Genomic DNA, 24,063 nt, shown 5'->3' on the forward strand with positions numbered 1-24,063 from the left:
CAGTCACTCATATCGATTCAGCGGTGCGCGCGGCGCGTACACCCTCGAAAGGAACCGACATGCTGGAGCAGCTCAAGGAAATCCTGTCCAACAAGCTCAAGGTGTCGCCCGAGTCCATCACTCCGGAGGCCACCAGGGAGGACATCGAGCTCGACTCGCTGGCCGTGGTGGAACTGTCGCTGCTGCTGAAGTCCGAACTGGACCTCGACATCAGCGACGACGATCTCCTGGAGGCCGAGACCGTGGGCGACATGGTCCGGCTGATGGAGGAGCGGAGCGCGAAGGTCTGATGGCCGGGATGGACATCGCCGTCACCGGGCTCGGCCTGGTCACCCCGGGCGGTATCGGGGTCGGGCCGAGCTGGGCGGCGGTCTGCGACGGCAGGCCGGCCGCCGCCCTGGATCCGGTACTGGCGGACAACCCTGTACAGATCTCCTGCCGGGTGCCCGGCTTCGACCCCGAGAGTCTGCTGAGCGCGCGACGCGCGCACCGCCTGGACCGGTTCGTCCAGTTCGCGCTGGTCGCCGCGCACGAGGCGGTGGCCGACGCGGGCCTGGACCCGCAGACCTGGGACGGCGCGCGGGTGGGCGTGGTGCTGGGCTGCGCCGACGGCGGGCCGGGCACGGTCGAGGAACAGCACCATGTGCTGCGCGAGCAGGGCGCCGACCGGGTGTCGCCGCTGCTGCTGCCCATGCAGCTGCCGAACATGCTGGCCGGTCAGACGGCCATCGAGTTCGGGGCGACCGGGCCCAACCTGGTGGTGGCCACCGCCTGCGCCTCGGGCGCGACCGCCATCGGCACGGCCCGTGACCTGCTCGTGCTCGGTCGTTGCGACATCGTCCTGGCGGGCGGCAGCGAGGCCATGATCACTCCGCTGGTGATGGCCGGGTTCGCGCAGATGGGCGCCCTGTCCAAACGGCACGACGACCCGGCCTCGGCCTCCCGTCCGTTCGACGTGGACCGGGACGGATTCGTCGCCGGGGAGGGCGCCGGAATCCTCGTGATGGAACGCGTCGCGGACGCCCGCGCCCGGGGCGCGCACGTCCACGGCCGGATCATCGGGTACGGGGCGACCGCCGACGCGCACCACATGACGTCGCCGCACCCGGACGGTACCGGCATCGAAGCCGCCGTACGGGCGGCCCTCGCCGACGCGGGAGCCGATCCGGACGACGTGCAGCACGTCAACGCCCATGGGACGTCGACCCCGTTGAACGACCTGTCGGAGGGCCGCATGATCCAGCGGACCCTGCGCGGGGACCCGCTGGTCACCTCCACGAAGGGAGTCACCGGTCATCTGCTGGGCGCCGCCGGCGCGGTCGAGGCCGCGTTCGCCGTGCTCAGCGTGGAGCACGAACTGATCCCGCCCACCGCCAACCTGGTCATGCCCGATCCCCGGATCGAGGTCAAGCTGGCCCAGACCGCCACCGACATGCCGATCGACCTGGCCCTGAGCAACTCGCTGGGTTTCGGTGGGCAGAACACGTCGCTCGCGATCGCGCCCGCCTAGTCCGCGCCCCTGCGGGGCGCCTCGACAGCCGTCCGCTGAGGAACCTCCGCGGGCGGCTGTTCTCCGTCCCGCTCCCCCTGTCCGCCCTGCTCGCTCTGGAGTTCCCCATGTCCACCAGTGGTCCCCCACCTCAGTCCGGACGGCTCGGTACCGGGCACATCCTGTTCCTGATCGTCGCGGCCGCGGCCCCGCTCTCCGCCATGGTCGGCACCGTCCCCCTCGCCTTCGCCTTCGGCGACGGCGCCGGCGTCCCCGCGGCCTTCCTGTTCGCCGGCGTCACCCTGCTGTGCTTCTCGGTCGGCTACGCGGTCAGCGCCCGCCGCACCGGGGGTTCCGGCGGGTTCTACGCCTCCGTCGCCGACGGCCTCGGCCGGCCGCCCGCGGTGGCCGCCGGCTACGTCGCGCTGCTCTCCTACAACTGCGCGACCATCGGCCTGGCGGGCGCGCTCGGCTACTTCACCCACCTGGTGCTGGCCGCGCACGGCCTGACGGTGTCCTGGGAGTGGTGCGCGGCCGTCGGCCTGCTGCTGACCGCCGTGCTCGGCTACCGGGAGATCGCGCTCAGCGCCCGGGTGCTGGCCCTGCTGATGCTCGGCGAGATCGGCGTCCTGGCCGCCCTGGACGTGGCGATCCTCGCCCGGCACGGCCTGCACGCCTTGCCCGCCACGTCCTTCTCCCCGCACACCGCGGCCGGGCACGGGGCCGGCGTCTCGCTGATGTTCGCCTTCGTCTCCTTCATCGGCTTCGAGTCGGCCGCCCTGTACGGCAAGGAGGCCAAAGACCCGCGGCGCAGCGTGCCCCGCGCCACCTACGCGGCCGTCACCCTGATCGCCGGCTTCTACGCCCTGACGAGCTGGCTGGCGGTCGGCGCGGTCGGCAGCGACCGGGTGCGCGAGGTCGCGGGCAAGCAGATGGGCGACCTGTTCTTCGTCCTCGGCGACGACTTCCTGGGCAAGGCGGGCAGCACCGGGCTGCAGATCCTCCTCTGCACCAGCCTGTTCGCGGCGACGCTGGCCCTGCACAGCGCGGCCAACCGGTACGCCCAGGTCCTCGCCGAGGACGGCCTGCTGCCGGGCGGCCTGGCCGCCGAACACCCCAGGCACCGCTCCCCGCACCGGGCGAGCCTCGCGCAGAGCGCCCTGACCGCGGTGGTCGTGGGCGGTTTCGCGGTGGCCGGTCTCGACCCGTACGCCGACCTGACCACCAGCATGCTGGGCCTGGGCACCCTGGGCATCGTCGCCCTCCAGGCGCTGGCCGCGCTGTCGGTGCTCGGGCTGCGGCTGCGGCGGCGCGAGGGCGGCGGCCACTGGTGGCGGGAGGTCGTCGCCCCGCTGCTGGGCTTCCTGGGCCTGGCCGCCTCGGTGTGGCTGGTGGTCGGCAACTTCGACATGCTGACCGGCTCCCCGTCCGAGGTCATCGCCGCCCTGCCCTGGCTGCTGCCGCTGGTCGCGGCGGGCGGCCTGCTGTACGCCGCCCGGCTGCGCGCCGCCCGGCCGGCCCGCTACGCCCTGCTCGGCACCCGGCACACCACGCCCGCGGCGCCGGACCCCGGCCCGGCCGCCCCCGCTCTGTCAGGAGACCGCCATGCATGACCCGAACGAGCTGATCGAGGCCGGTCCCGAGGCGGTCCGCCGCCTGGCCCGCCGCCGCTACGACCTCGACCTGGACGCCGTGAGCGGCGCGCTGCGGGACCGCTCGGCCTCGCAGGCCGAGGTGACCCGGCTGCGCACCGAACTGAACCGCACCGCCAAGGCCCGCCGCTCGGGGCCGCCGACCGAGGCGGAGAAGGAGGCGGCCCGGGCGCTGCGCGCCGAGGTGCAGCAGGCGGAGGGCGCCGCCCGCACGGCGGCCGGCGCGCTGACCGAGCTGCTGCTGGGCATCCCCAACCTGCCGCTGGACGCCGTGCCGGACGGCGACTCGGAGAAGGAGGCGGTGGAGGTCAGGCGCGGCGGACCCGCCCCGCGCGCGGCGGACGGCGCCCGTCACCACGCGGAGATCGGGGAGGCGCTCGGCATCCTCGACTCCCCCGCGGCGGCCAAACTGTCCGGCGCCCGGTTCAGCGTGTCGCACGGGGCCGGGGCCCGGCTGGAGCGGGCCCTCGGCGACTTCTTCCTCGACCTGCACACCCGCGAGCACGGCTACACCGAGCAGTCGGTGCCGTTCCTGGTGGGCCGCGACACGATGACGGGGACCGGGCAGCTGCCCAAGTTCGAGGAGGACCTGTTCCGCACCCAGGTCGGCGACCGGGAGCTGTTCCTGATCCCGACCGCCGAGGTGCCGCTGACCAACCTGGTGGCCGGGCAGCTCCTGGACGCGCGGAAGCTGCCGTACGCGTTCACCGCCCGTACGCCCTGCTTCCGCGCGGAGGCGGGGGCGTACGGCCGGGACACCCGGGGCGTGCTGCGGCTGCACCAGTTCGAGAAGGTGGAGCTGGTGCGGATCTGCGCGCCGGAGGTGGCGCAGGAGCAGCTGGCGCTGATGGTCGCGCACGCCGAGGAGTGCCTGCGCCGGCTCGAACTGTCCTTCCGCACGGTGCTGCTGCCCGCGGGCGACATGGGCTTCTCGGCGCGGATGACGTACGACATCGAGGTGTGGCTGCCCGGCGGCGGCGCCTACCGGGAGATCTCCTCGGTGTCCGACTGCGGGTCCTTCCAGGCCCGCCGTGCCGACATCCGGGTCAAGCGGGCCGACGGCCGCAAGACGCCGGCGGCCACGCTCAACGGCTCGGCCCTGCCGATCGGCCGCACGGTGGCCGCGCTGCTGGAGCAGGGGGTGCGGGACGACGGGTCCGTGGTGCTGCCGGACGCCCTGGTGCCGTACACCGGGTTCCGGCGGATCCTGCCGGGCGGTGGGACCGAGTAGCCGGGGCCGGGACCGGGACGCGAAAGGGGCGGGAGCCGAGGTCCGGACCTCGGCTCCCGCCCCTTCGCGGTGCCTCACGCGCCCATCATGTGCACCCCGCCGTCCACGTGGACGATCTCGCCGGTGGTGCGCGGGAAGAAGTCCGACAGCAGGGCGACGACCCCGCGGGCGGCCGGGTCCGGGTCGGCGAGGTCCCAGCCGGCCGGGGCCCGCTCGGTCTCCCAGACGTCGGCGAGCTGCGAGAAGCCCGGGATGGACTTGGCGGCCATGGAGCGCAGCGGGCCGGCAGCGACGAGGTTGCAGCGGATGCCGCGGCCGCCGAGGTCGCGGGCGAGGTAGCGGCTGGTGGCCTCCAGGGCGGCCTTGGCGACGCCCATCCAGTCGTAGTGCGGCCAGGCGACGGCCGCGTCGAAGGTGAGGCCGACGACCGAGCCGCCGCGCCGCTCCAGCAGCGGCAGGCAGGCCGTGGTGAGGGACTTCAGCGAGTACGCCGAGACGTGCACGGCCGTGGAGACGTCGTCCCAGGTGCCGTCCAGGAACGAGAAGGCGCCCTGGGGGCCGTAGGCGATGGAGTGCACGACGCCGTCGAGGGAGTCGACGTGCTCGCCGATCCGCCCGGCCAGGGAGGCGAGCTGGTCCTTGTCGGTGACGTCCAGCTCGATCACCGGGGCGGGCTTGGGCAGGCGGGCCGCGATGCGCTCGATGAGGCTGAGCCGGCCGAAGCCGGTCAACAGGACCTCGGCGCCCTCCTCCTGGGCGATCCGGGCCACGTGGAAGGCGATGGAGGCGTCCGTGACGACCCCGGTCACCAGGATGCGCTTGCCGGCGAGGATGCCGCTCATGCCACCGTCACCTCCTGGGGCAGGGCGCCCACCAGCGGGGAGTCGTGGTCCTGGGGGCCGAGGGCGCTGCCGCCGCCGGGCGAGCCCAGGCCGTCGAAGAAGGCGGCGTTGGAGGCCGCGTGGTCGGCGCCCCACTCCTCGGGCAGGTCGTCCTCGAAGTAGATGGCGTCGACCGGGCACACCGGTTCGCAGGCGCCGCAGTCCACGCATTCCTCCGGATGGATGTAGAGGGCGCGGCGGCCCTCGTAGATGCAGTCCACGGGGCACTCCTCGATGCAGGAGCGGTCCTTGACGTCGACGCAGGGCAGTCCGATGACGTAGGCCATGCTCAACTCCTCGTTATGACGGTCGTGACGGCCGGTTTCACTTCAGTGGGGTGCCGGTGGTGCGCTCGCCCAGGGTCAGCACGGTGACGGCGAGGACGGCCATGGCGGCGGCGATGACACCGAACAGGGCGCCGGTGCCGTGCGTGTCCAGCACGGGCAGCAGCACGAACGGCAGTGCGGCGGCGCTGAGTTTGGACAGCGAGTAGGCGGCGCCGGAGGCGGTGGCGCGGATCGCGGTCGGGTACTGCTCGGACAGGTACACGTGCGAGACGCTGGAGAAGACGTTGCTGAACAGCGTGTAGGCGAAGCCGCAGACGACGATCGTCGCGGCGGAGTCCGCGTACCCGAAGCCGAGTCCGGCGAGCATCATCGCGGCCGCCGAGAGGGCGACCAGGGTGCGCCGTTCGACGCGGTCGACGACGGGCAGGGCGAGGGCGGAGCCCACCGGGTAGCCCAGGAAGGACAGCGCGGTGAAGCCGAGGCCGGCGACGATGCCGTAGCCCTTGGCGGCGACGATCTGCGGGGCGAGGGTGCCGAAGCCGTAGTAGCCGACGACGGAGAGCACGCAGAACAGCCACAGGACGAGCGTGCGGCGGAGCATGCCGGGGCGCAGGACGTCCCGCAGCCGGGCCGGCGGGCCGGCCGCTTCGGGCGCGGCCGGTGCGGGGGTCTCCAGGGGCAGGCCGCGGCCCGCCGCCTCCGCCTCCATCCGGGCCACCAGGTGCTCGGCCTCCGCGGTGCGGCCCGCGGCGGCCAGCCAGCGCGGGGACTCGATGAGCTGCCGGCGCAGGACCCACACCACGGCCGAGCCGAGCGCGCCGAGCACGAACAGCCAGCGCCAGCCGGCCACGCCGAGCGGGGTCAGCGGCACCAGCCACAGGGCGGCGAAGCCGACGGCGGGGACCCCGCAGAAGGCGAGGGTGTAGGCCCAGGCGATGAACCGGCCGCGCTTGCGGGCGGGCAGCACGTCGGCCAGGTAGCAGTCGGACAGGGCCTGTTCGGCGCCGATGCCGACACCGGCGAGGAAGCGGGTGACGATCAGCCAGCCGGCGTTCGGGGAGAACGCGCCGAGCAGCGAGAACACCGAGTAGATGGCGAGGTTGATCAGGAAGGCCCGGCGCCGGCCGAACCGGTCGGCGATCCGGCCGAGCGTCAGGGAACCGATGAACTGGCCGACGAACACGGAGGCCAGGACGAGCTTGAGCGAGGTGGCGCCGAAGCCGAAGTCGCTCTGCAGCACCTTGCCGATGGTGCCCGACAGGTTGTTCTCGAAGGTGTCGAAGAACAGGCCGACGCCGATGACGGCGGTGAGTCTTCGGTGCAGCGGGGTGATCGGCATGCGGTCCAGGCGGACCCCGATCGAGGCGGGGGCGGTGACTCCGCCCGCCGCCGCGGTGGTCTGGGACATGGGGCTGGCTCCTTTGGGGACTTACCTGCGAACTCTTGCGTCGCTCCCGGGAAGGAACCGCCCGGGCCACCGCGGGGCCGGGCGCGCGGCCCGGGCCCGCGGTGGCCCGGGCGTGCGGCCCGGGGGCCGGGTGTGGGGGTGTCGGGTGTGGGGGGCGGGTGCCTGCTGTGGGGGGGGTGTGGGGAGGGTGGTGCGGGGGCGGCGGCCCGGCCTCAGGCGGCTTCCATGGCCTGGCGCCGGATCTGCTCGTCCACGTCGCCGCGCCGCACCGGCGCGCTGACCTCGTGCAGGAAGGAGGCGACCTCGCGGTACGAGGCCCAGAACCCGACCTCGTGGTACGGCACCCCGCGCTCGGCGCAGTACTCGCGGGTCAGCTCCCGGGCGCGCGGCAGGCTCTTCTGCGGCATGGCCGGGAACAGGTGGTGCTCCACCTGGTAGTTGAGGCCGCCGTAGAGGAAGTCGATCAGCCGGCTGGGCCGGATGTTGCGGGAGGTGAGGACCTGGCGCTCCAGCCAGTCCAGGGTCTCCTCGTCACCGTCGCGGACGTCCATGCCCTTGTGGTTCGGGGCGAAGATCATCCCGAAGTACACGCCCAGGGCGGCGTGCTGGACCAGGATGAAGGCGACGGCCAGGACCGGGGAGAGCACGGTGAAGACCAGGCCGAGGTAGACGGCGGCACGCAGCACGATGAGGAAGGTCTCCAGCACGGGCCGCTTCGTCTTGCCCTGGACGATCGACAGGACCGCGGTCTTCAGCATCTTGAAGCCCTCGAGCACCAGCAGCACGAAGAACAGCACGCTCTGGTAGCGCACGACGAACTTCTGGGTGCCCTTGCGGGTCGGGTACTGCTTGATGTCGAAGATGGCGGTGCGCCGGCCGATGTCCGGGTCCATGTCCAGGTGGTTGGGGTTGCTGTGGTGGCGGTTGTGGTGGTTGACCCACCAGCCGTAGCTGACCCCGTTGACCAGGTTGGCGTGGACGTAGCCGACCGCCGAGGCGGCCTTCTTGCTGCGGAACATCGCCTTGTGTCCGGCGTCGTGCCACATGAACGCCGACTGGCCGCCGCACAGCCCCATCCACAGGGCCGTCAGCAGCTGCCACCAGGAGTCGCCCAGCTCGAAGAAGGCGGCGAACCCGATCAGCAGCAGGGCGGTGTTGAGGGCGAGTTTGCCCACGTAGTACCGGGGGTCGAGGTCGAGCAGGCCCTCGGCCTTGACCCGTTTGAGTAGTTCGGAGAAGGTCGCCGAGGCACCGGTGCGCTGCCCGGCGCCGGCGCCTCCACCGGCGGCCACTGCGGCCCCGGCCTCTTGTGTGTGCGGACGCTGCATGCGTTGCTCTCCTTGGGAGAAGTGCCCGGATCGGGCGGCGGCACCGCTGCCCCACGGAGCTGCGGGCGCCGCGAGTCGACTTCAGCTCCCGCGCGGTCACCGCCGCGGGACAGGGCCTGGAGTCCGTCCGGCGGACCCGGGCGACGGGAGCACAGTGCGGTGCTCCCGGGCCCGGACCGCCGGGCGAACGTGTGTCCAGCGTTCCGTGGAGCGCTGATGTGGCACTGATACCGGTCTGACCGGGTGTGCGGCGCGGGGCTCAGCCGGCCGCCCCGGCGCGCAGCCGCTCGTCGAGGGCGCGGACGGCCGAGTCGGCGGCCTCGGCCACCGCCTCGTCGTCGGGGGCGCCGATGACCGCCATCAACTGCTCGACCATGGCGTGCTGGAGTTCCTCGGTGGACTGGCTCATGTCTGCTCGCTCCTTCCGGTGCGTGTGTGCGGTGCGGTGATGGGGTGGTGCGGGAGTGTGCGTGCGCGGTGGCCCCGGGCGGGGCCGGTGCCTTGCCGTTGCCGGTGCCGTCAGAAGGCGTTGCAGGCGCGGAAGACGTGCGCGAAGCCGGGCAGCGAGGCCTGCGGGCCGTCGACGGCGACGTACTCCGGGATCAGCACGTCGGGAGCCCACTTCTGCTTGTACGACAGCTGCGTCTGCGCCGGGTACAGCGCCGCGCCCTCGGCCCACAGGGCGTGCATGAGCCACTGGAACGCGGGGCTGTGGCCGTCGAGTTCGTGGCTCGCGTCCAGCCCGGTGAAGGGCGTGAACCCGAAGTGCAGCCACTGGACGCCCTCGGCCCGGAACACCTCGATGGCGTGCGCGTTGATGGCCTCCATGAGGCCCGGGGAGCCCTCCGGGATGCGCCGGCTCAGGTCGTGCATCCAGCCGGCCCGGCTGCCGTAGACCGGCGAGTACGAGATGTACGCGACCGGGGCGCCGTCGATGGTGCCGACGAACAGGCGGCGGTGCTCCTGGACCGGGCCGCCGATCTGGCCGACCAGGAACTCCAGTTGCTGGGCGCCGCCCTTGGAGCCGAGCCAGGCCTGGTCGATGGTGGCGATGGCGTCCTGGACGTCGGCCGCGTCGACCTCCTTGATCGTGAGGCCGTTGCGGTGGGCGCGGGAGATCTTGTTGCGCAGCTGCATGAACTTGGTGCCGCGCAGGGTGAACTCGGGCAGGCCCACCGCCCAGGAGGCGCCGACCTGGTTGACGGTGAAGCCGGCCGCGGCGTAGCGCTCGGCGTCGGAGCGCTGGAGCTGGACGCCGACGAGGCTCAGGCCCTCGTCGCGGACGTACTGCCGGAAGCCCTCCAGGAGGGTGGCGTAGTCCTGTCCGGCGGCGAAGGGGCCGCCGAACTGCACGGCCCAGCGGCCGGTGCGGCGGTAGACGACGACACCGTCCACGCCCGGGACGGTGAACGTACTGTTTCCGCTGTTGAGCGCCAGGAAAGAACTCGGGTTCTCGGCGTCCGTGTGGCTGCGTATGGCGTCGAGAACCAAGTTGCCGGTGACGGTTTCGGTGGTGGTCGCGGTCATTCCCTTACCCCTTTCAGGAGCGTTTTCCATCGAAGGGAGTACAACACCGAGAGGTTGCCCGAGAAAAGGGCCACAAGGAATTCATTGCCTGCGTCAGAAGCGTGTCAGCATTCCGTCAGCGGGTGCTGCGACTGTTGTTTCCGTGAACGGCGCGGGAAACCGGGCCGGAAGCAAGGAGAGGTGCCCGGAGTGGCTGATCGGGGACCTTGAGCACGCCTCTAGGTCGGGCCGGCGACGGCCTGCGCAGGTTCGAATCCTGCCCTCTCCGCCACGGTCGGAAGTACAGTCGAGCAAGAATTCTTTCCGTCCGGTGCCGCGCCGAAGACGCCGCGGGGCCGGATGCCCCAGGAGCCGCCGGCCGCCCCCGTCCCGGCGGAGCAACCGCCCCGGCGGGCCGATGAGAAATCAGGCGCCCGCCGGGGCGCGGCGTGTTCGGCCCCTGCATTTCACCGTGGCACGGGCCCGGAAAGAGCACGGAAAGAAACATCTTCGCCAGGAATTGTCGTTCAAGGGGGAGAAGGCATGCTGAGGTTCTCCGTACTCGGGGCGCTGCAGATACTCACCGTCCACGGCCCGGCGGACGTCTCCGGCGACCTGCAGCGCACTCTGGTGCAGACGCTGCTGGTCAGCGAGGGGCAGCCGGTGTCCGGGGAGAGCCTGGCGGAGGAGATGTGGGGGGACTCCGTCCCCGACAACCAGGCCAACGCGCTCCAGGCCCATGTCAGCCGGCTGCGCCGCAGGCTCCGTGACCTGGAGCCGGACCGGCCGGCCTCCCGGGTGACCATGCACCCCTCCGGCTACCGGCTCGGTGTCGGCGAGGGCGAGCTGGACGCGGCCGAGTTCATCAGGGCGGTGCGGCTGGCCGAGGCCGCGACGCCGGACGACGCGGCCCGCACCGCGCGGCTGCTGGGCGACGCGCTGGGCATGTGGCGCGGTCCGGTCTTCGGCGGGTTCACCGCCGGGACGCTGTGCCAGCTCGCGGCCGCCCGCTACGAGGAGTACCGGATGCGCGCCATGGAGCTGCGCTTCGACGCCGAACTGCGGCTGGGCCGCCATGCCGCGCTGCTCGCCGAACTGACCGAGGCGCACACCAACCACCCGTTGCGGGAACGGTTCTGCGAGCAGTTGATGATCGCCCTGTACGGCTCGGGCCGGCAGGCCGACGCCCTCGACGTCTTCCGCCGGATGCGCCGCCACCTCGACGACGAGCTGGGAATACAGCCCTCCCCCGCGCTGCGCCGGGTCGAGCACGCGATCCTCTCCCACGATCCGGCCCTGACCGGCGACATGCGCCTGCAGCCGGTCTGACGGCCCGGGTCCGGGCGGTCTGAGCGGCCGGTCCGCGTAAGCGCTCCGTCAGCCGCCGGTCAGCCCGCCTTGGCACGCTCTTCGGGCAAGTGGAATCAGACTTCCCTACTTTCGGAGGCCCCATGACCACGAGCCAGACCCCGGCGCACGCGGCGCGGCATACGCTCACCCGCTCCGCCGCGGCCCGCCCGTTACGGACTTTCCTCGCGCTGGACGCGGCCGTCACCGCCGCCAACGGCCTGATCTACCTGCTCGCCGCCGGACCGGTGGGCGACCTGCTCGGCCTCGGCTCCGGACTCCTGCGCGGCATCGGGGCGTTCCTCACCGTGTACGGCGCCCTCGTGGCCCTGCTGGCGAGCCGGCCGGTGCCGGGCAGGACCGCGACCAAGGCGGTGATCGAGGCCAACGCGCTGTGGGCACTCGCCTCGGTCGCCACCGCCGTCTTCGGGTGGTTCGGCCCGAACACCGTCGGCACGGTGTGGACCGTGCTCCAGGCGGCCGTCGTGGCGGCGTTCGCCGCACTCCAGGCGAGCGCGCTGCGCCGGCTCGGCGACCGGTAATCCGTCACTTCAGGGAAGCAGGGGGAGACATGAGGTCCCAGGTCGAGGAACTGGCCGGCATACGCGAGCGGGTGCTCGCCGGCCCGAGCGAGAAGGCGACCGCCGCCCAGAAGGCCAAGGGCAAGCTCACCGTGCGCGAACGGATCGGCCTGCTCCTCGACGAGGGCTCCTTCCAGGAGGTCGAGTCGCTGCGCCGGCACCGGGCGACCGGGTTCGGCCTGGAGGCGAAGAAGCCGTACACCGACGGTGTGGTCACCGGCTGGGGCACGGTCGAGGGCCGCACCGTCTTCGTGTACGCCCATGACTTCCGGATCTTCGGCGGCGCGCTGGGCGAGGCCCATGCCGCCAAGATCCACAAGATCATGGACATGGCCATCGCGGCCGGGGCGCCCCTGGTCTCCCTGAACGACGGCGCGGGCGCACGGATCCAGGAGGGCGTCACCGCCCTCGCGGGGTACGGCGGCATCTTCCGGCGCAACACGGCGGCCTCCGGTGTCATCCCGCAGATCTCGGTGATGCTGGGTCCGTGCGCCGGCGGTGCCGCCTACAGCCCGGCGCTCACCGACTTCGTGTTCATGGTCCGCGAGACGTCGCAGATGTTCATCACGGGCCCGGACGTGGTCAAGGCGGTCACCGGCGAGGAGATCACCCAGAACGGCCTGGGCGGCGCCGACGTCCACGCCGAGACCTCCGGCGTGTGCCACTTCGCCTACGACGACGAGGAGACCTGCCTGGAGGAGGTGCGGTACCTCCTGTCGCTGCTGCCCCGCAACAACCGCGAGAACCCGCCCTCGGTGCCCTGCGACGACCCCGCGGACCGGCGCTGCGAGACGCTGGCCGACCTGGTGCCGGCCGACGGGAACCGGCCGTACGACATGACCCGGGTGATCGAGGAGATCGTCGACGACGGCGAGTACCTGGAGGTCCACCAGCGCTGGGCACGCAACGTCATCTGCGCCCTGGCCCGGCTGGACGGCCAGGTCGTCGGGATCGTCGCCAACCAGCCGCAGACCCTGGCGGGCGTGCTGGACATCGAGGCCTCCGAGAAAGCGGCCCGCTTCGTGCAGATGTGCGACGCGTTCAGCATCCCGATCGTCACCCTGCTGGACGTGCCCGGCTTCCTGCCGGGCGTGGGCCAGGAGCACGGCGGCATCATCCGCCACGGCGCCAAGCTCCTCTACGCCTACTGCGACGCGACCGTGCCGAGGATCTCGCTGATCCTGCGCAAGGCGTACGGAGGTGCCTACATCGTCATGGACTCCCAGTCGATCGGGGCCGACCTCACCTACGCCTGGCCCACCAACGAGATCGCCGTGATGGGCGCCGAGGGCGCGGCCAACGTCATCTTCCGCCGTCAGATCGCCGAGGCCGAGGACCCCGAGGCGATGCGGCAGAAGATGGTCAAGGAGTACAAGGCCGAGCTGATGCACCCCTACTACGCGGCCGAGCGCGGCCTCGTGGACGACGTCATCGACCCCGCCGAGACCCGCCGCGTCCTCATCGGCGCGCTGGCGATGCTGCGCACCAAGCACGCCGAGCGTCCCGTGCGCAAGCACGGCAATCCCCCTCAGTGACGGAGGTCAGCATGTCCCTGGTGTCCCCCACAACCCCCGCGTCCCCCGTGTCCTCGACGTCCCCCACTCCCCCGATCCGGGTCGAACGGGGCGAGGCCACCGACGAGGAGCTGGCCGCCCTGACGGTGCTGCTGCTCAGCCGGAGCGCGCTGGCCGGGCAGGGCGCCGAGCCCTCCTCGCCCGGCACCACCTCCTGGCGCCCCCACGCCTTCCACGCCCCGCACAGCTGGCAGCGCTCCTGACGACCGCGGCCCGCGCCCGGCGGCCCCGCGCCCCTCGGGGTGCGGGGCCGCCGGGCGGGCGCGTCAGTCCTTGACGAGGGTGATGTCCCGTTCCGCCACCGCGTGGAAGTGGGGCAGCGGCACGATGCCCGACGGACGCAGCTCGACCAGGGCGGCCTGGACATGGGCCGGCCCCGCCTCGACCGAACCGGGCACGACCTTGCCGGAGTTCTCCCAGCGGTGCTCGGCGCCGTCGCACAGCGCGACGCCGCCGCCGACGCCCTGCTGGACCCGGGGGTCCGACTGGCCGACCGAGGAGCCGACGAGGACCGGTCCGGTGCCGGCGGTGCAGCGGTAGGTGCCGGAGAGGGTGACGGTGCCGTCGGCGGCGACGGTGCCGGTGGGGTCGACGGTGATGCGCTCGCCGGTGTCGGCGGCGGCCGGGCCTACGGCGGCACACAGCAGCGCCGCTGCTCCCAGGGTGGTGGCGAGGGCGTGGCGTACAGGCATGGGATGCCTCCCGGTTCCGTGGGGTGGGGGGTTCCCACTGGTACCGGTCGGCCGGGCCGCCCGCCGTGACCGTCACCCCATCGGTGGCGCGTCTTCGGACCGTCCGGAAGTTGTCCGCGTGTTGTCACGCTTCCCGGCGGACGGTTCCCCCGCGGCCACGACGGGGGCATGGTCGGTGCATGCCGGGCCGCGGCCGATCCCGCCGGCCCCTTTCCACCTGCTGTGGAGGTGCGCCATGTGCTCCTGCCCCATCTCGTCCACGGCCGTCCGCGCCGATGTCCCGCACCTCGTTGCCGCCCGTCCGGAGCAGGGCTGGGCCCTGCTGTGCGACGGTTCGATCGTCTTCGACGACTCGGGCGAACTGCACCCGGACGGCAGCGTGGTCCCGCCCCGCCGGGTCCCGGCCGAGCGGCTCGCGGTGGCGGCCTGAGGGTTCAGGGCAGCACCGCGAACCCGTCCAGTTCCACCAGCGCCCGCTCGTCCCACAGCCGTACGACCTGCACGACCGCCATCGCCGGGTAGTCCCGGCCCGCCCGCTCCCGCCAGATGCGGCCCAGTCGCCGGGCGTGGGTGCGGTAGTCGGCGACGTCGGTGGCGTAGACGGTGACGCGGGCGAGGTCGGCGGGGGTGCCGCCGGCCGCGGTCAGGGCGGTGAGGAGGTTGGTGAGCGCCTTCTCGAACTGCTCGGGCAGGGTGGCGCCGGTGACCTCGCCGTCGCCGTCGAGGGCCGTCTGGCCCGCGAGGAACACCACGCGGGAGCCGGTGGCGACGACGGCGTGCGAGAAGCCCGCGGGCGGGGACAGTTCGGGCGGGTTGACGCGCTCGGTCGTCACCGGGCCTCCCGGGTCCGTGTGGTGTAGAGCTCCTTGGCGATGATGCCCCGCTGCACCTCGCTCGCGCCCTCGTAGATCCGCGGGGCGCGCACCTCGCGGTAGAGGTGTTCGAGGAGGTGGCCGCGGCGCAGGGCCCGCGCGCCGTGCAGCTGGACAGCGGTGTCGACGACGTACTGCGCGGTCTCGGTGGCGAGCAGCTTCGCCATGGCGGCGCGCCCGGGGACGTCCGGTGCGCCGGCGTCGTGGGCGCTCGCCGCCGCGTACACCATCAGCCGGGCCGCCTCCGTGCGCAGGGCCATCTCGGCGACCTGGTGGGACACGGCCTGCATGCGCATCAACGGCCCGCCGAACGCCTCCCGTTCGGCGGTGTGGCGCAGGGTGGCCTCGAGCGCGGCCTGGGCCATGCCGACCGCGAAGGCGCCGACGCTCGGCCGGAACAGGTTGAGGGTGCCCATGGCGACGGCGAAGCCGCGGCCGGGCTCGCCGAGCACGTCCTCGGCGGTGACGGGCACGGCGTCGAAGTCGAGGGCTCCGATGGGGTGCGGTGAGATCATCTCCAGTGCGGAGCCGGTGAGGCCCGGCCGGTCGGCGGGGACCAGGAAGGCGGTCACCCCGCGGGCTCCGGCGCCGGGGGTGGTGCGGGCGAAGACGGTGTAGAAGTCGGCCTCGGGGGCGTTGGAGATCCAGCACTTGGCGCCGGTGAGCCGCCAGCCGGAGGCGCCGTCGGGCTCGGCCGCGAGGGCGAGGGCCGCCGCGTCCGAGCCGGCGCCCGGCTCGCTGAGCGCGAACGCGGCCACCGCGCTGCCGTCGGTCACCCGGGGCAGCCAGCGCTCGCGCTGGGCGGCGCTGCCGTGGGCGTGCACCGGGTGGGCGCCGAGTCCCTGGAGGGCCAGCGCGGTCTCGGCCTCCGTGCAGGACTGGGCCAGCGACTCCCGCATCAGGCACAGGTCGAGCGCGCCGGACGCGAACAGCCGCGCGAGGAGCCCGAGCCGGCCCAGTTCGGTCAGGAGCGGCCGGTTGACCCGGCCCGGTTCGCCCTTGTCGGCGAGCGGGCGCAGCCGTTCGGCCGCCAGGGCGCGCAGCTCGGCGCACCAGGCGGTCTGTTCCGGTTCGAGTGAGAATGCGGGCACTGCCGGTCCTCCCTCCGGGACGGGTCCCGTCGGCCCTCCCCGTCTCCGAACGAGGTTATCGCGCACAGTTGACTGCCGTCACCAACACGATACGCTCGATCCGCGAGCGCACCAGGACGCCCGTCTCGACGCCTGTCACGGCATAGGGGGCGAACCGCCATGCACGTCTCGGCCCACGTCGACACCTTCGCGCGCGACCATCTCCCGCCGCCGGACGAGTGGCCCGAGCTGTGCTTCGACCTGCCGGAGCTGCACTACCCGGAGCGGCTCAACTGCGCGGTCGAGCTGCTCGGCGGCACCGACCCCGCCCGGCCGGCCTTCCACACCCCGGCCGGCCCCACCTGGACGTACGGCGACCTGCGCGCCCGGGTGGACCGCATCGCGCACGTCCTCACCGGCGAGCTGGGGGTGGTGCCCGGCAACCGGGTGCTGCTGCGCGGCCCCACCGGACCCTGGCTCGCCGCCTGCTGGCTTGCGGTGCTGAAGGCGGGCGCGGTCGCGGTCACCGTGCTGGCCCAGCAGCGTCCGCACGAGCTGGCCACGATGTGCGAGATCGCCCGGGTCCGGCACGCCCTGTGCGACGTGCGGGCCGTGGACGACCTGGCGAAGGCCGAGATCCCGGGCCTCGGCATCACGACGTACGGCGGCGACGCGCCCGACGACCTGCTGCGCCGCCCGGCGCCCGGCACCCCGTACCCGGCGGTGGAGACGGCCGCCGACGACGTGGCCCTCATCGCCTTCACCTCCGGCACCACCGGCCGGCCCAAGGGGTGCATGCACTTCCACCGGGACGTGCTGGCGATAGCCGACACCTTCTCCCGACATGTGCTGCGCCCCCACCAGGACGACGTGTTCGCCGGCAGCCCACCGCTCGGCTTCACCTTCGGCCTCGGCGGCCTCGTGGTCTTCCCGCTGCGGGCCGGAGCCAGCGCCCTGCTCCTCGAACAGGCCGGCCCCCGGCAGCTGCTGCCCGCGATCGCCGAGCACCGGGTCTCGGTGCTGTTCACCGCGCCGACCGCCTACCGGGCGATGCTCGACGAGCTGGACGGCCACGACATCTCGTCCCTGCGCCGCTGCGTGTCCGCGGGCGAGAACCTGCCCGCGGCCACCTGGCGGGCCTGGCGGGAGAAGACCGGGCTGCGCGTCATCAACGGCATCGGCGCCACCGAGCTGCTGCACATCTTCATCTCGGCGGCCGACGAGCGGATCAGGCCCGGCACGACGGGCGTCCCGGTGCCGGGCTGGCAGGCGCGCGTGCAGGACGCGCACGGCGACCCGGTGCCCGACGGCGAGCCCGGCCTGCTCGCGGTCCGCGGCCCGGTGGGCTGCCGCTACCTGGCCGACCCGCGGCAGCGGGAGTACGTGCGCGGCGGCTGGAACGTCACCGGTGACACCTACGTCCGGGAGAGCGACGGCTACTTCCGCTACGTGGCCCGCGCCGACGACATGATCGTCTCCGCCGGGTACAACATCGCCGGACCGGAGGTGGAGGACGCCCTGCTGCGCCACCCCGACGTGGTCGAGACGGCCGTCGTCGGCCGGCCCGACGAGGCCCGCGGCCAGGTGGCGGTGGCGTACACCGTCCTGCGGGAGGGCGCGCCACGTGACACGGAGGCGCTGCGTGCCTTCCTCACCCGCGAGCTGACCCCGTACAAGTGCCCGCGTGAGTTCGTCTTCCTGGACGCGCTGCCCCGCACGGCCACCGGCAAGCTCCAGAGGTTCCGGTTGCGGACCGGAGGTGACCGGCAGTGATATCGACGACCTAAAATGATCAACGTGTCCGAGCAGCACGCCCCCAGGTCCCTCATCGTCACGCTCTACGGCGCGTACGGCCGCTTCGCACCCGGTCCGGTGCCCGTCGCCGAGCTGATCCGGCTCCTGGCCGCGGTCGGCGTGGACGCGCCGTCCGTCCGCTCCTCGGTGTCCCGGCTCAAACGCCGCGGCCTGCTGCTGCCCGCGCGCACCACGACCGGGGCGGCCGGCTACGAGCTCTCGCCCGAGGCCCGTCAGTTGATGGACGACGGCGACCGCCGTATCTATCTGGCCGGGCCGCCTGAGGACGAGGGCTGGGTGCTCGCGGTGTTCTCGGTGCCCGAGTCGGAGCGGCAGAAGCGGCATGTGCTGCGCTCCCGGCTGGCCGGCCTTGGCTTCGGTACGGCGGCGCCCGGGGTGTGGATCGCCCCGGCCCGGCTCTACGAGGAGACCCGGCACACCCTGGGGCGGCTGCGTCTGGACCCGTACGTCGACTTCTTCCGCGGCGAGCACCTCGGCTTCGCCCCCACCCCGGAGGCGGTCGCCCGCTGGTGGGACCTGGCGGCGATCGCCAAGGAGCACGAGCGCTTCCTCGACGCGCACGCGCCCGTGCTGCACGCCTGGGAGGGGCGCACGGACACCGAACCCGAGGACGCCTACCGCGACTACCTCCTCGCCCTCGACACCTGGCGCCACCTCCCGTACACCGACCCCGGCCTGCCCGCCCACCTGCTTCCGGCCGACTGGCCGGGCGTCCGCTCGGCGGAGGTGTTCCGGGGGCTGCACGAGCGGCTGCGGGACGCGGGGGCCGGGTTCGTGGGGGCCGGGCCCGCGGCGGGCTGAGCGGTCCCGGGCGCGGGGGCAGAAGCGGCGCAGCCGCACCGCCGTCCCGTGCCCGACGGCGAGGTAGATCACCGCGGGCAGGCCGTGGTCGAGGAGCACCCGGAGGTTCTCGGTGTCCGTCGTGAAGATGCCCCGCGACCACCAGGACCGGTTCAGGAACCGTGCGGATCGGGTGGGAGGGCTGTGACCGAATCGAGCGCCAGCCGCGGCCTCGGCGCGTCCGTGCGGCCGGTCTGGGGGCGCCTGCTGCCCGCCCGGTAGGGGGCGGGCCAGACCACGCCGGGGCCCTGGTAGCCCTGCTCGGCCGCCGCGTGCAGGGTCCAGTGCGGGTCGTACAGGTGCGGGCGGGCCAGGGCGCACAGGTCGGTGCGCCCGGCCAGGATCAGGGAGTTGACGTCGTCCCAGGAGGAGATCGCGCCGACGGCGATCACCGGGACGCGGACCTCGTGCCGGATGCGGTCGGCGAACGGCGTCTGGTACGACCGCCCGAACTCCGGCCGTTCCCCGGCCACGACCTGGCCGGTGGAGACGTCGATCGCGTCGGCGCCGTGCGCCGCGAAGGCCCGGGCGATCGCGACCGCCTCCTCGGCGGTGGTGCCGCCCTCGGCCCAGTCGGTGGCCGAGATGCGTACGCTCATGGGGCGGTCGTCCGGCCACACTCCGCGCACCGCGTCGAAGACCTCCAGCGGGAACCGCAGCCGCTTCTCCAGCGAGCCGCCGTAGGCGTCGGTGCGCAGGTTGGTGAGCGGGGAGAGGAAGCCGGAGAGCAGGTAGCCGTGCGCGCAGTGCAGTTCGAGCAGGTCGAAGCCGGCCCGGGCGGCCCGCCAGGCGGCCGCCGCGAACTGCTCGCGGACGTCGGTGAGCTGGGCCCGGGAGAGCTCGCGCGGGATCTGGCCGTCCGGCCGGTACGGCAGCGGGGAGGCGGCCGACAGCGGCCAGTTGCCCTCGGGCAGCGGTTCGTCCATGCCCTCCCACATGAGCCTGGTGGAGCCCTTGCGCCCGGAGTGGCCGAGCTGCACACCGATCGCCGTGCCGGGCGCCTGGGTGTGCACGAAGTCGGTGATCCGCCGCCACGCCTCGCCCTGGCGGGCGGTGTAGAGGCCGGTGCAGCCCGGGGTGATGCGCCCCTCCTCGCTGACGCACACCATCTCGGTCATCACCAGGCCGGCCCCGCCGAGGGCGCGGGCGCCGAGGTGGACCAGGTGGAAGTCGCCGGGGACGCCGTCGACGGCCGAGTAGAGGTCCATGGGCGACACGACGACCCGGTTGCGCAGGGTCAGGCCGTGCAGCCGGAACGGGGTGAACATCGGGGGTGTGCCCGGCGGGCAGCCGAACTCGCGCTCGACGGCCTCGGTGAAGTGGGCGTCACGCAGCCGGAGGTTGTCGTGGGTGACCCGGCGGCTGCGGGTGAGCAGGTTGAAGGCGAACTGGCGGGGCGGCTGGTCGAGGTAGCGGCCCAGGTCCTCGAACCACTCCAGGCTGGCCCGGGCGGCCCGCTGGGTGGAGGCGACGACGGGCCGGCGCTCCTGCTCGTAGGCGGCCAGGGCGGCGGGCACGTCGGGCTGCTCCGCCAGGCACGCGGCGAGGGCCAGCGCGTCCTCCACGGCGAGCTTGGTGCCGGAGCCGATGGAGAAGTGGGCGGTGTGGGCCGCGTCGCCGAGCAGGACGACGTCGCCGTGCGACCAGTGCTCGGTGACGACCGTGCGGAAGGTGGTCCAGGCCGAGTTGTTCGAGCGCAGCGGCCGTCCGCCGAGGGCGTCGGCGAAGACCTTGGCGCAGCGCTCCACGGACTCCCGCGGTCCGGCCCGGTCGAGTCCCGCCGCCCGCCAGACCTCCTCGCGCATCTCGACGATGACGGTGGAGGCGTCGGCCGCGTAGGGGTAGCCGTGCAGTTGCATGACGCCGTGCTCGGTCTCGGCGATCTCGAAGCGGAAGGCGTCGAAGGCGAAGTCGGCGGCCAGCCAGATGTACCGGCAGCGGTGCTCGGTCACCCGGGGGCGGAAGGCGTCGGCGAGGGCCGTGCGGGTGGTGCTGCGCACGCCGTCGGCGGCGACGACCAGGTCGTGCCGTGCGCGGAGCTCGTCGAGGGGCGGCGCCTCGGTGGCGAAGCGCAGCTCCACACCGAGCGAGCGGCAGCGTTCGTGCAGGACCCGCAGCAGCCGGCGGCGGCCGAGCGCGGCGAACCCGTGGCCGCCGGAGCGGTGGCGCACCCCCCGGTGCACGATGTCGATGTCGTCCCAGCGGACGAACTCCTTCTTCAGTGCCTCGTAGACGACGGGGTCGGCGTGCTCGATGCCGCCGAGGGTCTCGTCGGAGAGCACCACGCCGAAGCCGAAGGTCTCGTCGGGGGCGTTGCGTTCCCAGACGGTGATCTCCCGCGCGGGGTCGAGCCGCTTCAGCAGGGCGGCCGCGTACAGGCCGCCGGGGCCGCCGCCGATGATCGCGATGCGCCGCACGGTCACCGCCCCCGCCACTTGGGAGGCCGCTTCTCCCGGAACGCGGCGTGGAACTCCGCGTAGTCCTCGCCGTTCATCAGCAGCGCCTGGGTGGAGGCGTCCAGCTCCACGGAGGCCGCCAGCGGCATGTCGAGTTCCGCCGTCAGCAGCGCCTTCGTCTGCGCGTGCGCCAGGGCCGGCCCGTCGGCCAGCCGGCGGGCGAGCGCGGCGGCGGCCTCGTCGGCCCCGCCCTCCTCGGTGAGCAGGCTGATCAGGCCGATGCGCTCGGCCTCGGGCGCGCGGACCTGCTCGCCCAGCATCAGCAGCCGGGTGGCGTGGCCGAGGCCGACGACCCGGGGCAGCAGGTAGGCCGCGCCCATGTCACCGCCGGACAGGCCGACCCGGGTGAAGAGGAAGGCGAACCGGGCGGAGGGGTCGGCGACCCGGAAGTCGGCCGCGAGCGCCAGGACGGCGCCGGCGCCGGCCGCCACCCCGTGCACGGCGGCGATCACGGGGAACGGGCACTCCCGCACCGCCCGTACGACCTGTCCGGTCATCCGGTTGAAGTCGAGGAGCTGGGCGGTGTCCATGGCCAGGGTGGCGCCGATGATCTCGTCCACGTCGCCGCCGGAGCAGAAGCCGCGCCCCTCGCCCGCGAGCACCAGGGCGCGCACGGACCGCTCCCGGGACAGCTCGGCGAGCAGGTCACGCAGATCGGCGTAGGCGCCGAAGGTGAGGGCGTTGAGCTTGGCGGGCCGGTCGAGGGTGACGGTGGCGACCCCGTCGGCGATCTGGACCCGCAGGTGCTCCCAGTCGCGGGTGCGGGCGGCGGAGCCGGTGAAGGGACTCATGACGTGCGGCCTCCTAGGGGGGCGGTGCCTCACGTGCGCTACCCGGAAAAGCTATCACCCGTTCGTGACCGTCGTCACGATGGCGCGACAACGGGGTGGGGCGCGGCCCGGTCCGGTCACGGGCGTCACCGGTCGTCGACAGCGTCGTAACAGTGGGCCGGGCGGGGCGAGGCGGCGCGTCCTCGTGGGTAGGCCGCCCGGTACCGGGGCCGATGGTCCCGAGCGGCGCCCGGCGGCCGTCCTGTGCGACCGGGCCCGTACCATTCCCTAGTCGAAAGCAGGACAGCCTGCTCCATGAACGGACTCGCCTTGCACGAACGCCCCACCGAATCGGCCTCCTGGCGCATCGCGCTGCCGCACACCGCCGCCGCGGTGCCGGTGGCCCGTGCTCTGGTGCGTACGGCCATCGCCGAGGTGGAGCACCCGGCCGACAGCGACACCGCCGAGCTGCTGACGGCGGAGCTGGTGGCCAACGCGGTGGAGCACACGGCCGGCCGCGGCCCGATAGAGCTGGTGGTGGAGCTGCGGCCGAGCGGCTGCCAGGTCGAGGTGCACGACCCGGACCCGGCGCCGCCCGGTCATCTGACCCGCCCGGTGATCGAGGAGCCCGACGTCTGGCAGGAGGGCGGGCGCGGCCTGCTGCTGATCCGCGCCCTCAGTTCGTCCTGCGGTCACCGCCCCACCCCGTCGGGCAAGGCGGTGTGGTTCAGACTGCCTGTGGTTCCCGCTCAGCGGCGCCCGGCGTGACCGCGGGGACGGGCCGCGCCAGCGTGGAGTGCCGGCGCCCGTAGGCGAGGTACACGACGAGGCCGGCCACGACGAACAGCGCGAACTGGACCCAGGTCCGCCAGCCGGTCTCGTACATCAGGTACAGGCAGAAGCCGACGCCCAGCAGCGGGCCCACGGGGTAGAACGGCACCCGGAAGCTGCGGTCGAGGCCGGGCTCGCGGCGGCGCAGGGCGATCACGGTGATGTTGACGACGGCCATGATGGCGAGCGTGCCGATGGTGCACAGGTTCATCACGGCGTCGAGCGAGGCGAAGGCCGCCGGAACGGCGAAGACGACGGCGACGATGAGCGTGCCGGCCACCGGGGTGGAGGTCTTCGGGGAGACCTTCTCGAAGACGCGCGGGATCAGGCCGTCCCGGGACATCGACATCAGGATGCGGGTCTGGCCGTACATCACGGCGAGCACCACGGAGGCGATGGCGACGACCGCGCCGAAGGCGATCACCCCGCCGCCGACGGTGGAGCCGGTGACCTGGTTGACGACGTACGACAGCGCGGCGGGCCGGTCGGCGACCTGGTGGCCGCCGATGGCGCCGATCGCGGCGAGCGCGACCGCGCAGTACAGCAGGGTGACCAGGCCCATGCAGACGAGGATGGCGACGGGGATGTCCCGGCGCGGGTTCTTCGCCTCCTCGCCGGCCGTGGTGATGGCGTCGAAGCCGATGTAGGAGAAGAACGCGGCGGTGGTGCCCGCGCCGATGCCGCCGAGGCCGGCCGGGGAGAACGGGGTGAGGTTGCCGTGCTTGAAGGCGCTGTAGCCGATGGCGCAGAAGGCCAGCAGGATGACCAGCTTCACGGCGGCCATGGCGGCGGTCGCCCCGGCGCTCTCCCGCACCCCGCGCACCAGCAGCACGGACGCCATGGCGATGACGATCACGGCGGGCAGGTTCACGATCCCGTGGTCGCCGGGGCCGGCGGAGAGCACGGCCGGGAGCTGCCAGCCGGTGAGGCTGTGCAGCAGTTCGTTGACGTACTGGCTCCAGCCGACCGCGACGGCCGAGATGGAGATGCCGTACTCCAGCAGCAGGCACCAGCCGACCAGGAAGGCGGTGGACTCGCCCAGGCCCGCGTAGGCGAAGGAGTACGAGGAGCCGGAGACCGGGATCGCGCCGCCCAGCTCGGCGAAGGAGAGGGCGGTGAAGACGCAGGTGATCGCGGCGAGCACGAAGGAGACGACCACGGCGGGGCCGGCCTGGGCGACGGAGTCGGAGAGGCCGACGAAGATGCCGGTGCCGACGATGGCGCCGACGCCGAAGCAGATGAGCTGGAAGAGGCCCATGGTGCGCTTGAGGCCGTGGCCCTCACGGTCGGCGCCGGATTCGGCGACGAGCAGGTGCGGGGACTTGATGCGGGAGGCGGGCATGCGGGTGGTGCTCGTTTCTGGTGGTGCGGGCGACCCGTGGGGATTTCCCCGGTCGCGGCGGCGGCCCCGGAAGGGTGGTCCGAGGGCCGCC

24 protein-coding genes and 1 tRNA gene are annotated in these 24,063 nt (G+C 73.2%); 13 read left to right on the forward strand and 12 right to left on the reverse strand.

From position 1 onward, the window contains the following. The first annotated feature begins 59 nt into the window (after positions 1-59). The 4 genes from PV343_RS05335 to serS all read left to right on the forward strand — a co-directional run bounded on the left by PV343_RS05335 (position 60) and on the right by serS (position 4,372). A complete protein-coding gene (locus PV343_RS05335; protein ID WP_020942802.1) occupies positions 60-290 on the forward strand; it encodes a phosphopantetheine-binding protein in 231 nt (76 codons plus the stop codon). Then, positions 290-1,510 carry a beta-ketoacyl-[acyl-carrier-protein] synthase family protein gene (locus tag PV343_RS05340; protein WP_319145594.1) on the forward strand — a complete coding sequence of 407 codons (1,221 nt, stop codon included), beginning with the start codon at positions 290-292 and terminating at the stop codon, positions 1,508-1,510. The genes PV343_RS05335 and PV343_RS05340 overlap by 1 nt, the downstream gene beginning before the upstream one ends. Before the next feature lie 107 nt (positions 1,511-1,617). Further along, on the forward strand, positions 1,618-3,102 hold the full coding sequence (locus tag PV343_RS05345) for an APC family permease (RefSeq protein WP_319145595.1): 1,485 nt from the start codon (positions 1,618-1,620) through the stop codon (positions 3,100-3,102). After that, entirely contained in the window at positions 3,095-4,372 is a 1,278-nt protein-coding gene (gene serS, locus PV343_RS05350) for a serine--tRNA ligase (protein ID WP_319145596.1), read from the forward strand. The genes PV343_RS05345 and serS overlap by 8 nt, the downstream gene beginning before the upstream one ends. Before the next feature lie 74 nt (positions 4,373-4,446). Here serS and fabI read toward each other — a convergent pair whose 3' ends face one another. The 6 genes from fabI to PV343_RS05380 form a co-directional block, all read right to left on the reverse strand. After that, positions 4,447-5,214, reverse strand: coding sequence for an enoyl-ACP reductase FabI (gene fabI, locus PV343_RS05355; protein ID WP_319145597.1), 768 nt, complete (start codon positions 5,212-5,214; stop codon positions 4,447-4,449). Further along, positions 5,211-5,540: a ferredoxin gene (gene fdxA, locus PV343_RS05360; RefSeq protein WP_319145598.1), complete on the reverse strand. Its 330-nt coding sequence runs from the start codon at positions 5,538-5,540 to the stop codon at positions 5,211-5,213. Before fdxA ends, fabI begins: the two co-directional genes overlap by 4 nt. A gap of 37 nt (positions 5,541-5,577) precedes the next feature. Further along, a complete protein-coding gene (locus PV343_RS05365; RefSeq protein ID WP_319145599.1) occupies positions 5,578-6,948 on the reverse strand; it encodes an MFS transporter in 1,371 nt (456 codons plus the stop codon). 212 nt (positions 6,949-7,160) lie between these two features. Next, positions 7,161-8,276: a fatty acid desaturase family protein gene (locus tag PV343_RS05370; RefSeq protein WP_319145600.1), complete on the reverse strand. Its 1,116-nt coding sequence runs from the start codon at positions 8,274-8,276 to the stop codon at positions 7,161-7,163. A 259-nt stretch (positions 8,277-8,535) separates the two neighbouring features. After that, positions 8,536-8,685 carry a hypothetical protein gene (locus tag PV343_RS05375; RefSeq protein ID WP_319145601.1) on the reverse strand — a complete coding sequence of 50 codons (150 nt, stop codon included), beginning with the start codon at positions 8,683-8,685 and terminating at the stop codon, positions 8,536-8,538. Between the two features lie 110 nt (positions 8,686-8,795). Next, a complete protein-coding gene (locus PV343_RS05380) occupies positions 8,796-9,803 on the reverse strand; it encodes a DUF2156 domain-containing protein (RefSeq protein WP_319145602.1) in 1,008 nt (335 codons plus the stop codon). Positions 9,804-9,977: 174 nt separating this feature from the next. On the opposite strand from PV343_RS05380, the gene PV343_RS05385 reads away from it, so the two are divergent. From PV343_RS05385 to PV343_RS05405, 5 genes are all read left to right on the forward strand, one after another. After that, positions 9,978-10,074, forward strand: a tRNA-OTHER gene (locus PV343_RS05385). 251 nt (positions 10,075-10,325) lie between these two features. Then, entirely contained in the window at positions 10,326-11,111 is a 786-nt protein-coding gene (locus PV343_RS05390) for an AfsR/SARP family transcriptional regulator (RefSeq protein WP_319145603.1), read from the forward strand. 122 nt (positions 11,112-11,233) lie between these two features. Continuing rightward, complete coding sequence (locus PV343_RS05395) at positions 11,234-11,671, forward strand: hypothetical protein (RefSeq protein ID WP_319145604.1); 438 nt, start codon at positions 11,234-11,236, stop codon at positions 11,669-11,671. Between the two features lie 29 nt (positions 11,672-11,700). Continuing rightward, complete coding sequence (locus tag PV343_RS05400; protein ID WP_319145605.1) at positions 11,701-13,245, forward strand: acyl-CoA carboxylase subunit beta; 1,545 nt, start codon at positions 11,701-11,703, stop codon at positions 13,243-13,245. A gap of 11 nt (positions 13,246-13,256) precedes the next feature. After that, the gene (locus PV343_RS05405) at positions 13,257-13,487 is read left to right on the forward strand and encodes an acyl-CoA carboxylase subunit epsilon (protein ID WP_319145606.1); all 231 of its coding nucleotides are present in this window, start codon (positions 13,257-13,259) and stop codon (positions 13,485-13,487) included. 63 nt (positions 13,488-13,550) lie between these two features. Here the strand turns inward: PV343_RS05405 and PV343_RS05410 are convergent, their stop codons facing one another. Beyond that, positions 13,551-13,976, reverse strand: coding sequence for a DUF6299 family protein (locus PV343_RS05410; RefSeq protein ID WP_319145607.1), 426 nt, complete (start codon positions 13,974-13,976; stop codon positions 13,551-13,553). Positions 13,977-14,211: 235 nt separating this feature from the next. Here PV343_RS05410 and PV343_RS05415 point away from each other — a divergent pair, with 235 nt between their 5' ends. Beyond that, positions 14,212-14,406 carry a DUF5999 family protein gene (locus PV343_RS05415; protein ID WP_319145608.1) on the forward strand — a complete coding sequence of 65 codons (195 nt, stop codon included), beginning with the start codon at positions 14,212-14,214 and terminating at the stop codon, positions 14,404-14,406. A 4-nt stretch (positions 14,407-14,410) separates the two neighbouring features. Here PV343_RS05415 and PV343_RS05420 read toward each other — a convergent pair whose 3' ends face one another. Continuing rightward, positions 14,411-14,809, reverse strand: a complete 399-nt coding sequence (locus PV343_RS05420; protein ID WP_319145609.1) for a RidA family protein — start codon at positions 14,807-14,809, stop codon at positions 14,411-14,413. Then, positions 14,806-15,939, reverse strand: coding sequence for an acyl-CoA dehydrogenase family protein (locus PV343_RS05425; protein WP_319145610.1), 1,134 nt, complete (start codon positions 15,937-15,939; stop codon positions 14,806-14,808). Before PV343_RS05425 ends, PV343_RS05420 begins: the two co-directional genes overlap by 4 nt. Before the next feature lie 72 nt (positions 15,940-16,011). Here PV343_RS05425 and PV343_RS05430 point away from each other — a divergent pair, with 72 nt between their 5' ends. Together PV343_RS05430 and PV343_RS05435 are read left to right on the forward strand one after the other, a co-directional pair. Further along, the gene (locus PV343_RS05430) at positions 16,012-17,691 is read left to right on the forward strand and encodes an AMP-binding protein (protein ID WP_319145795.1); all 1,680 of its coding nucleotides are present in this window, start codon (positions 16,012-16,014) and stop codon (positions 17,689-17,691) included. A 15-nt stretch (positions 17,692-17,706) separates the two neighbouring features. Beyond that, positions 17,707-18,534, forward strand: coding sequence for a PaaX family transcriptional regulator C-terminal domain-containing protein (locus tag PV343_RS05435; protein WP_319145611.1), 828 nt, complete (start codon positions 17,707-17,709; stop codon positions 18,532-18,534). A 152-nt stretch (positions 18,535-18,686) separates the two neighbouring features. Here PV343_RS05435 and PV343_RS05440 read toward each other — a convergent pair whose 3' ends face one another. Together PV343_RS05440 and PV343_RS05445 are read right to left on the reverse strand one after the other, a co-directional pair. Further along, positions 18,687-21,008 carry a bifunctional salicylyl-CoA 5-hydroxylase/oxidoreductase gene (locus PV343_RS05440; protein WP_319145612.1) on the reverse strand — a complete coding sequence of 774 codons (2,322 nt, stop codon included), beginning with the start codon at positions 21,006-21,008 and terminating at the stop codon, positions 18,687-18,689. Next, positions 20,993-21,820 (reverse strand): enoyl-CoA hydratase family protein, encoded by an 828-nt coding sequence (locus PV343_RS05445; RefSeq protein ID WP_319145613.1) that lies wholly within the window; start codon positions 21,818-21,820, stop codon positions 20,993-20,995. The genes PV343_RS05440 and PV343_RS05445 overlap by 16 nt, the downstream gene beginning before the upstream one ends. 294 nt (positions 21,821-22,114) lie before the next feature. Between PV343_RS05445 and PV343_RS05450 the strand changes: the two genes are divergently transcribed. After that, positions 22,115-22,567 (forward strand): ATP-binding protein, encoded by a 453-nt coding sequence (locus tag PV343_RS05450; protein ID WP_319145614.1) that lies wholly within the window; start codon positions 22,115-22,117, stop codon positions 22,565-22,567. On the opposite strand, the gene PV343_RS05455 is transcribed toward PV343_RS05450, so the two are convergent. Continuing rightward, positions 22,527-23,972 carry an amino acid permease gene (locus tag PV343_RS05455; protein ID WP_319145615.1) on the reverse strand — a complete coding sequence of 482 codons (1,446 nt, stop codon included), beginning with the start codon at positions 23,970-23,972 and terminating at the stop codon, positions 22,527-22,529. The two genes, PV343_RS05450 and PV343_RS05455, sit on opposite strands and share 41 nt — an antisense overlap. Between the last annotated feature and the right edge of the window lie 91 nt (positions 23,973-24,063).

Origin of the sequence: Streptomyces sp. WI03-4A, from assembly GCF_033792105.1 — a bacterium.
Taxonomy (GTDB): Bacteria; Actinomycetota; Actinomycetes; order Streptomycetales; family Streptomycetaceae; genus Streptomyces; species Streptomyces collinus_A.

Excerpts from the sequence above, each read along its gene's own strand:
- PV343_RS05415 (WP_319145608.1), top strand. The coding sequence starts at position 14,212 with ATGTGCTCCTGCCCCATCTCGTCCACGGCCGTCCGCGCCGATGTCCCG.
- PV343_RS05450 (WP_319145614.1), top strand. The coding sequence starts at position 22,115 with ATGAACGGACTCGCCTTGCACGAACGCCCCACCGAATCGGCCTCCTGG.
- PV343_RS05335 (WP_020942802.1), top strand. The coding sequence starts at position 60 with ATGCTGGAGCAGCTCAAGGAAATCCTGTCCAACAAGCTCAAGGTGTCG.
- serS (WP_319145596.1), top strand. The coding sequence starts at position 3,095 with ATGCATGACCCGAACGAGCTGATCGAGGCCGGTCCCGAGGCGGTCCGC.
- PV343_RS05435 (WP_319145611.1), top strand. The coding sequence starts at position 17,707 with ATGATCAACGTGTCCGAGCAGCACGCCCCCAGGTCCCTCATCGTCACG.
- PV343_RS05365 (WP_319145599.1), bottom strand. The coding sequence starts at position 6,948 with ATGTCCCAGACCACCGCGGCGGCGGGCGGAGTCACCGCCCCCGCCTCG.
- PV343_RS05405 (WP_319145606.1), top strand. The coding sequence starts at position 13,257 with ATGTCCCTGGTGTCCCCCACAACCCCCGCGTCCCCCGTGTCCTCGACG.
- PV343_RS05380 (WP_319145602.1), bottom strand. The coding sequence starts at position 9,803 with ATGACCGCGACCACCACCGAAACCGTCACCGGCAACTTGGTTCTCGAC.
- PV343_RS05395 (WP_319145604.1), top strand. The coding sequence starts at position 11,234 with ATGACCACGAGCCAGACCCCGGCGCACGCGGCGCGGCATACGCTCACC.
- PV343_RS05345 (WP_319145595.1), top strand. The coding sequence starts at position 1,618 with ATGTCCACCAGTGGTCCCCCACCTCAGTCCGGACGGCTCGGTACCGGG.
- PV343_RS05400 (WP_319145605.1), top strand. The coding sequence starts at position 11,701 with ATGAGGTCCCAGGTCGAGGAACTGGCCGGCATACGCGAGCGGGTGCTC.
- PV343_RS05455 (WP_319145615.1), bottom strand. The coding sequence starts at position 23,972 with ATGCCCGCCTCCCGCATCAAGTCCCCGCACCTGCTCGTCGCCGAATCC.
- PV343_RS05370 (WP_319145600.1), bottom strand. The coding sequence starts at position 8,276 with ATGCAGCGTCCGCACACACAAGAGGCCGGGGCCGCAGTGGCCGCCGGT.
- PV343_RS05340 (WP_319145594.1), top strand. The coding sequence starts at position 290 with ATGGCCGGGATGGACATCGCCGTCACCGGGCTCGGCCTGGTCACCCCG.
- PV343_RS05375 (WP_319145601.1), bottom strand. The coding sequence starts at position 8,685 with ATGAGCCAGTCCACCGAGGAACTCCAGCACGCCATGGTCGAGCAGTTG.
- PV343_RS05410 (WP_319145607.1), bottom strand. The coding sequence starts at position 13,976 with ATGCCTGTACGCCACGCCCTCGCCACCACCCTGGGAGCAGCGGCGCTG.
- fdxA (WP_319145598.1), bottom strand. The coding sequence starts at position 5,540 with ATGGCCTACGTCATCGGACTGCCCTGCGTCGACGTCAAGGACCGCTCC.
- fabI (WP_319145597.1), bottom strand. The coding sequence starts at position 5,214 with ATGAGCGGCATCCTCGCCGGCAAGCGCATCCTGGTGACCGGGGTCGTC.
- PV343_RS05390 (WP_319145603.1), top strand. The coding sequence starts at position 10,326 with ATGCTGAGGTTCTCCGTACTCGGGGCGCTGCAGATACTCACCGTCCAC.
- PV343_RS05445 (WP_319145613.1), bottom strand. The coding sequence starts at position 21,820 with ATGAGTCCCTTCACCGGCTCCGCCGCCCGCACCCGCGACTGGGAGCAC.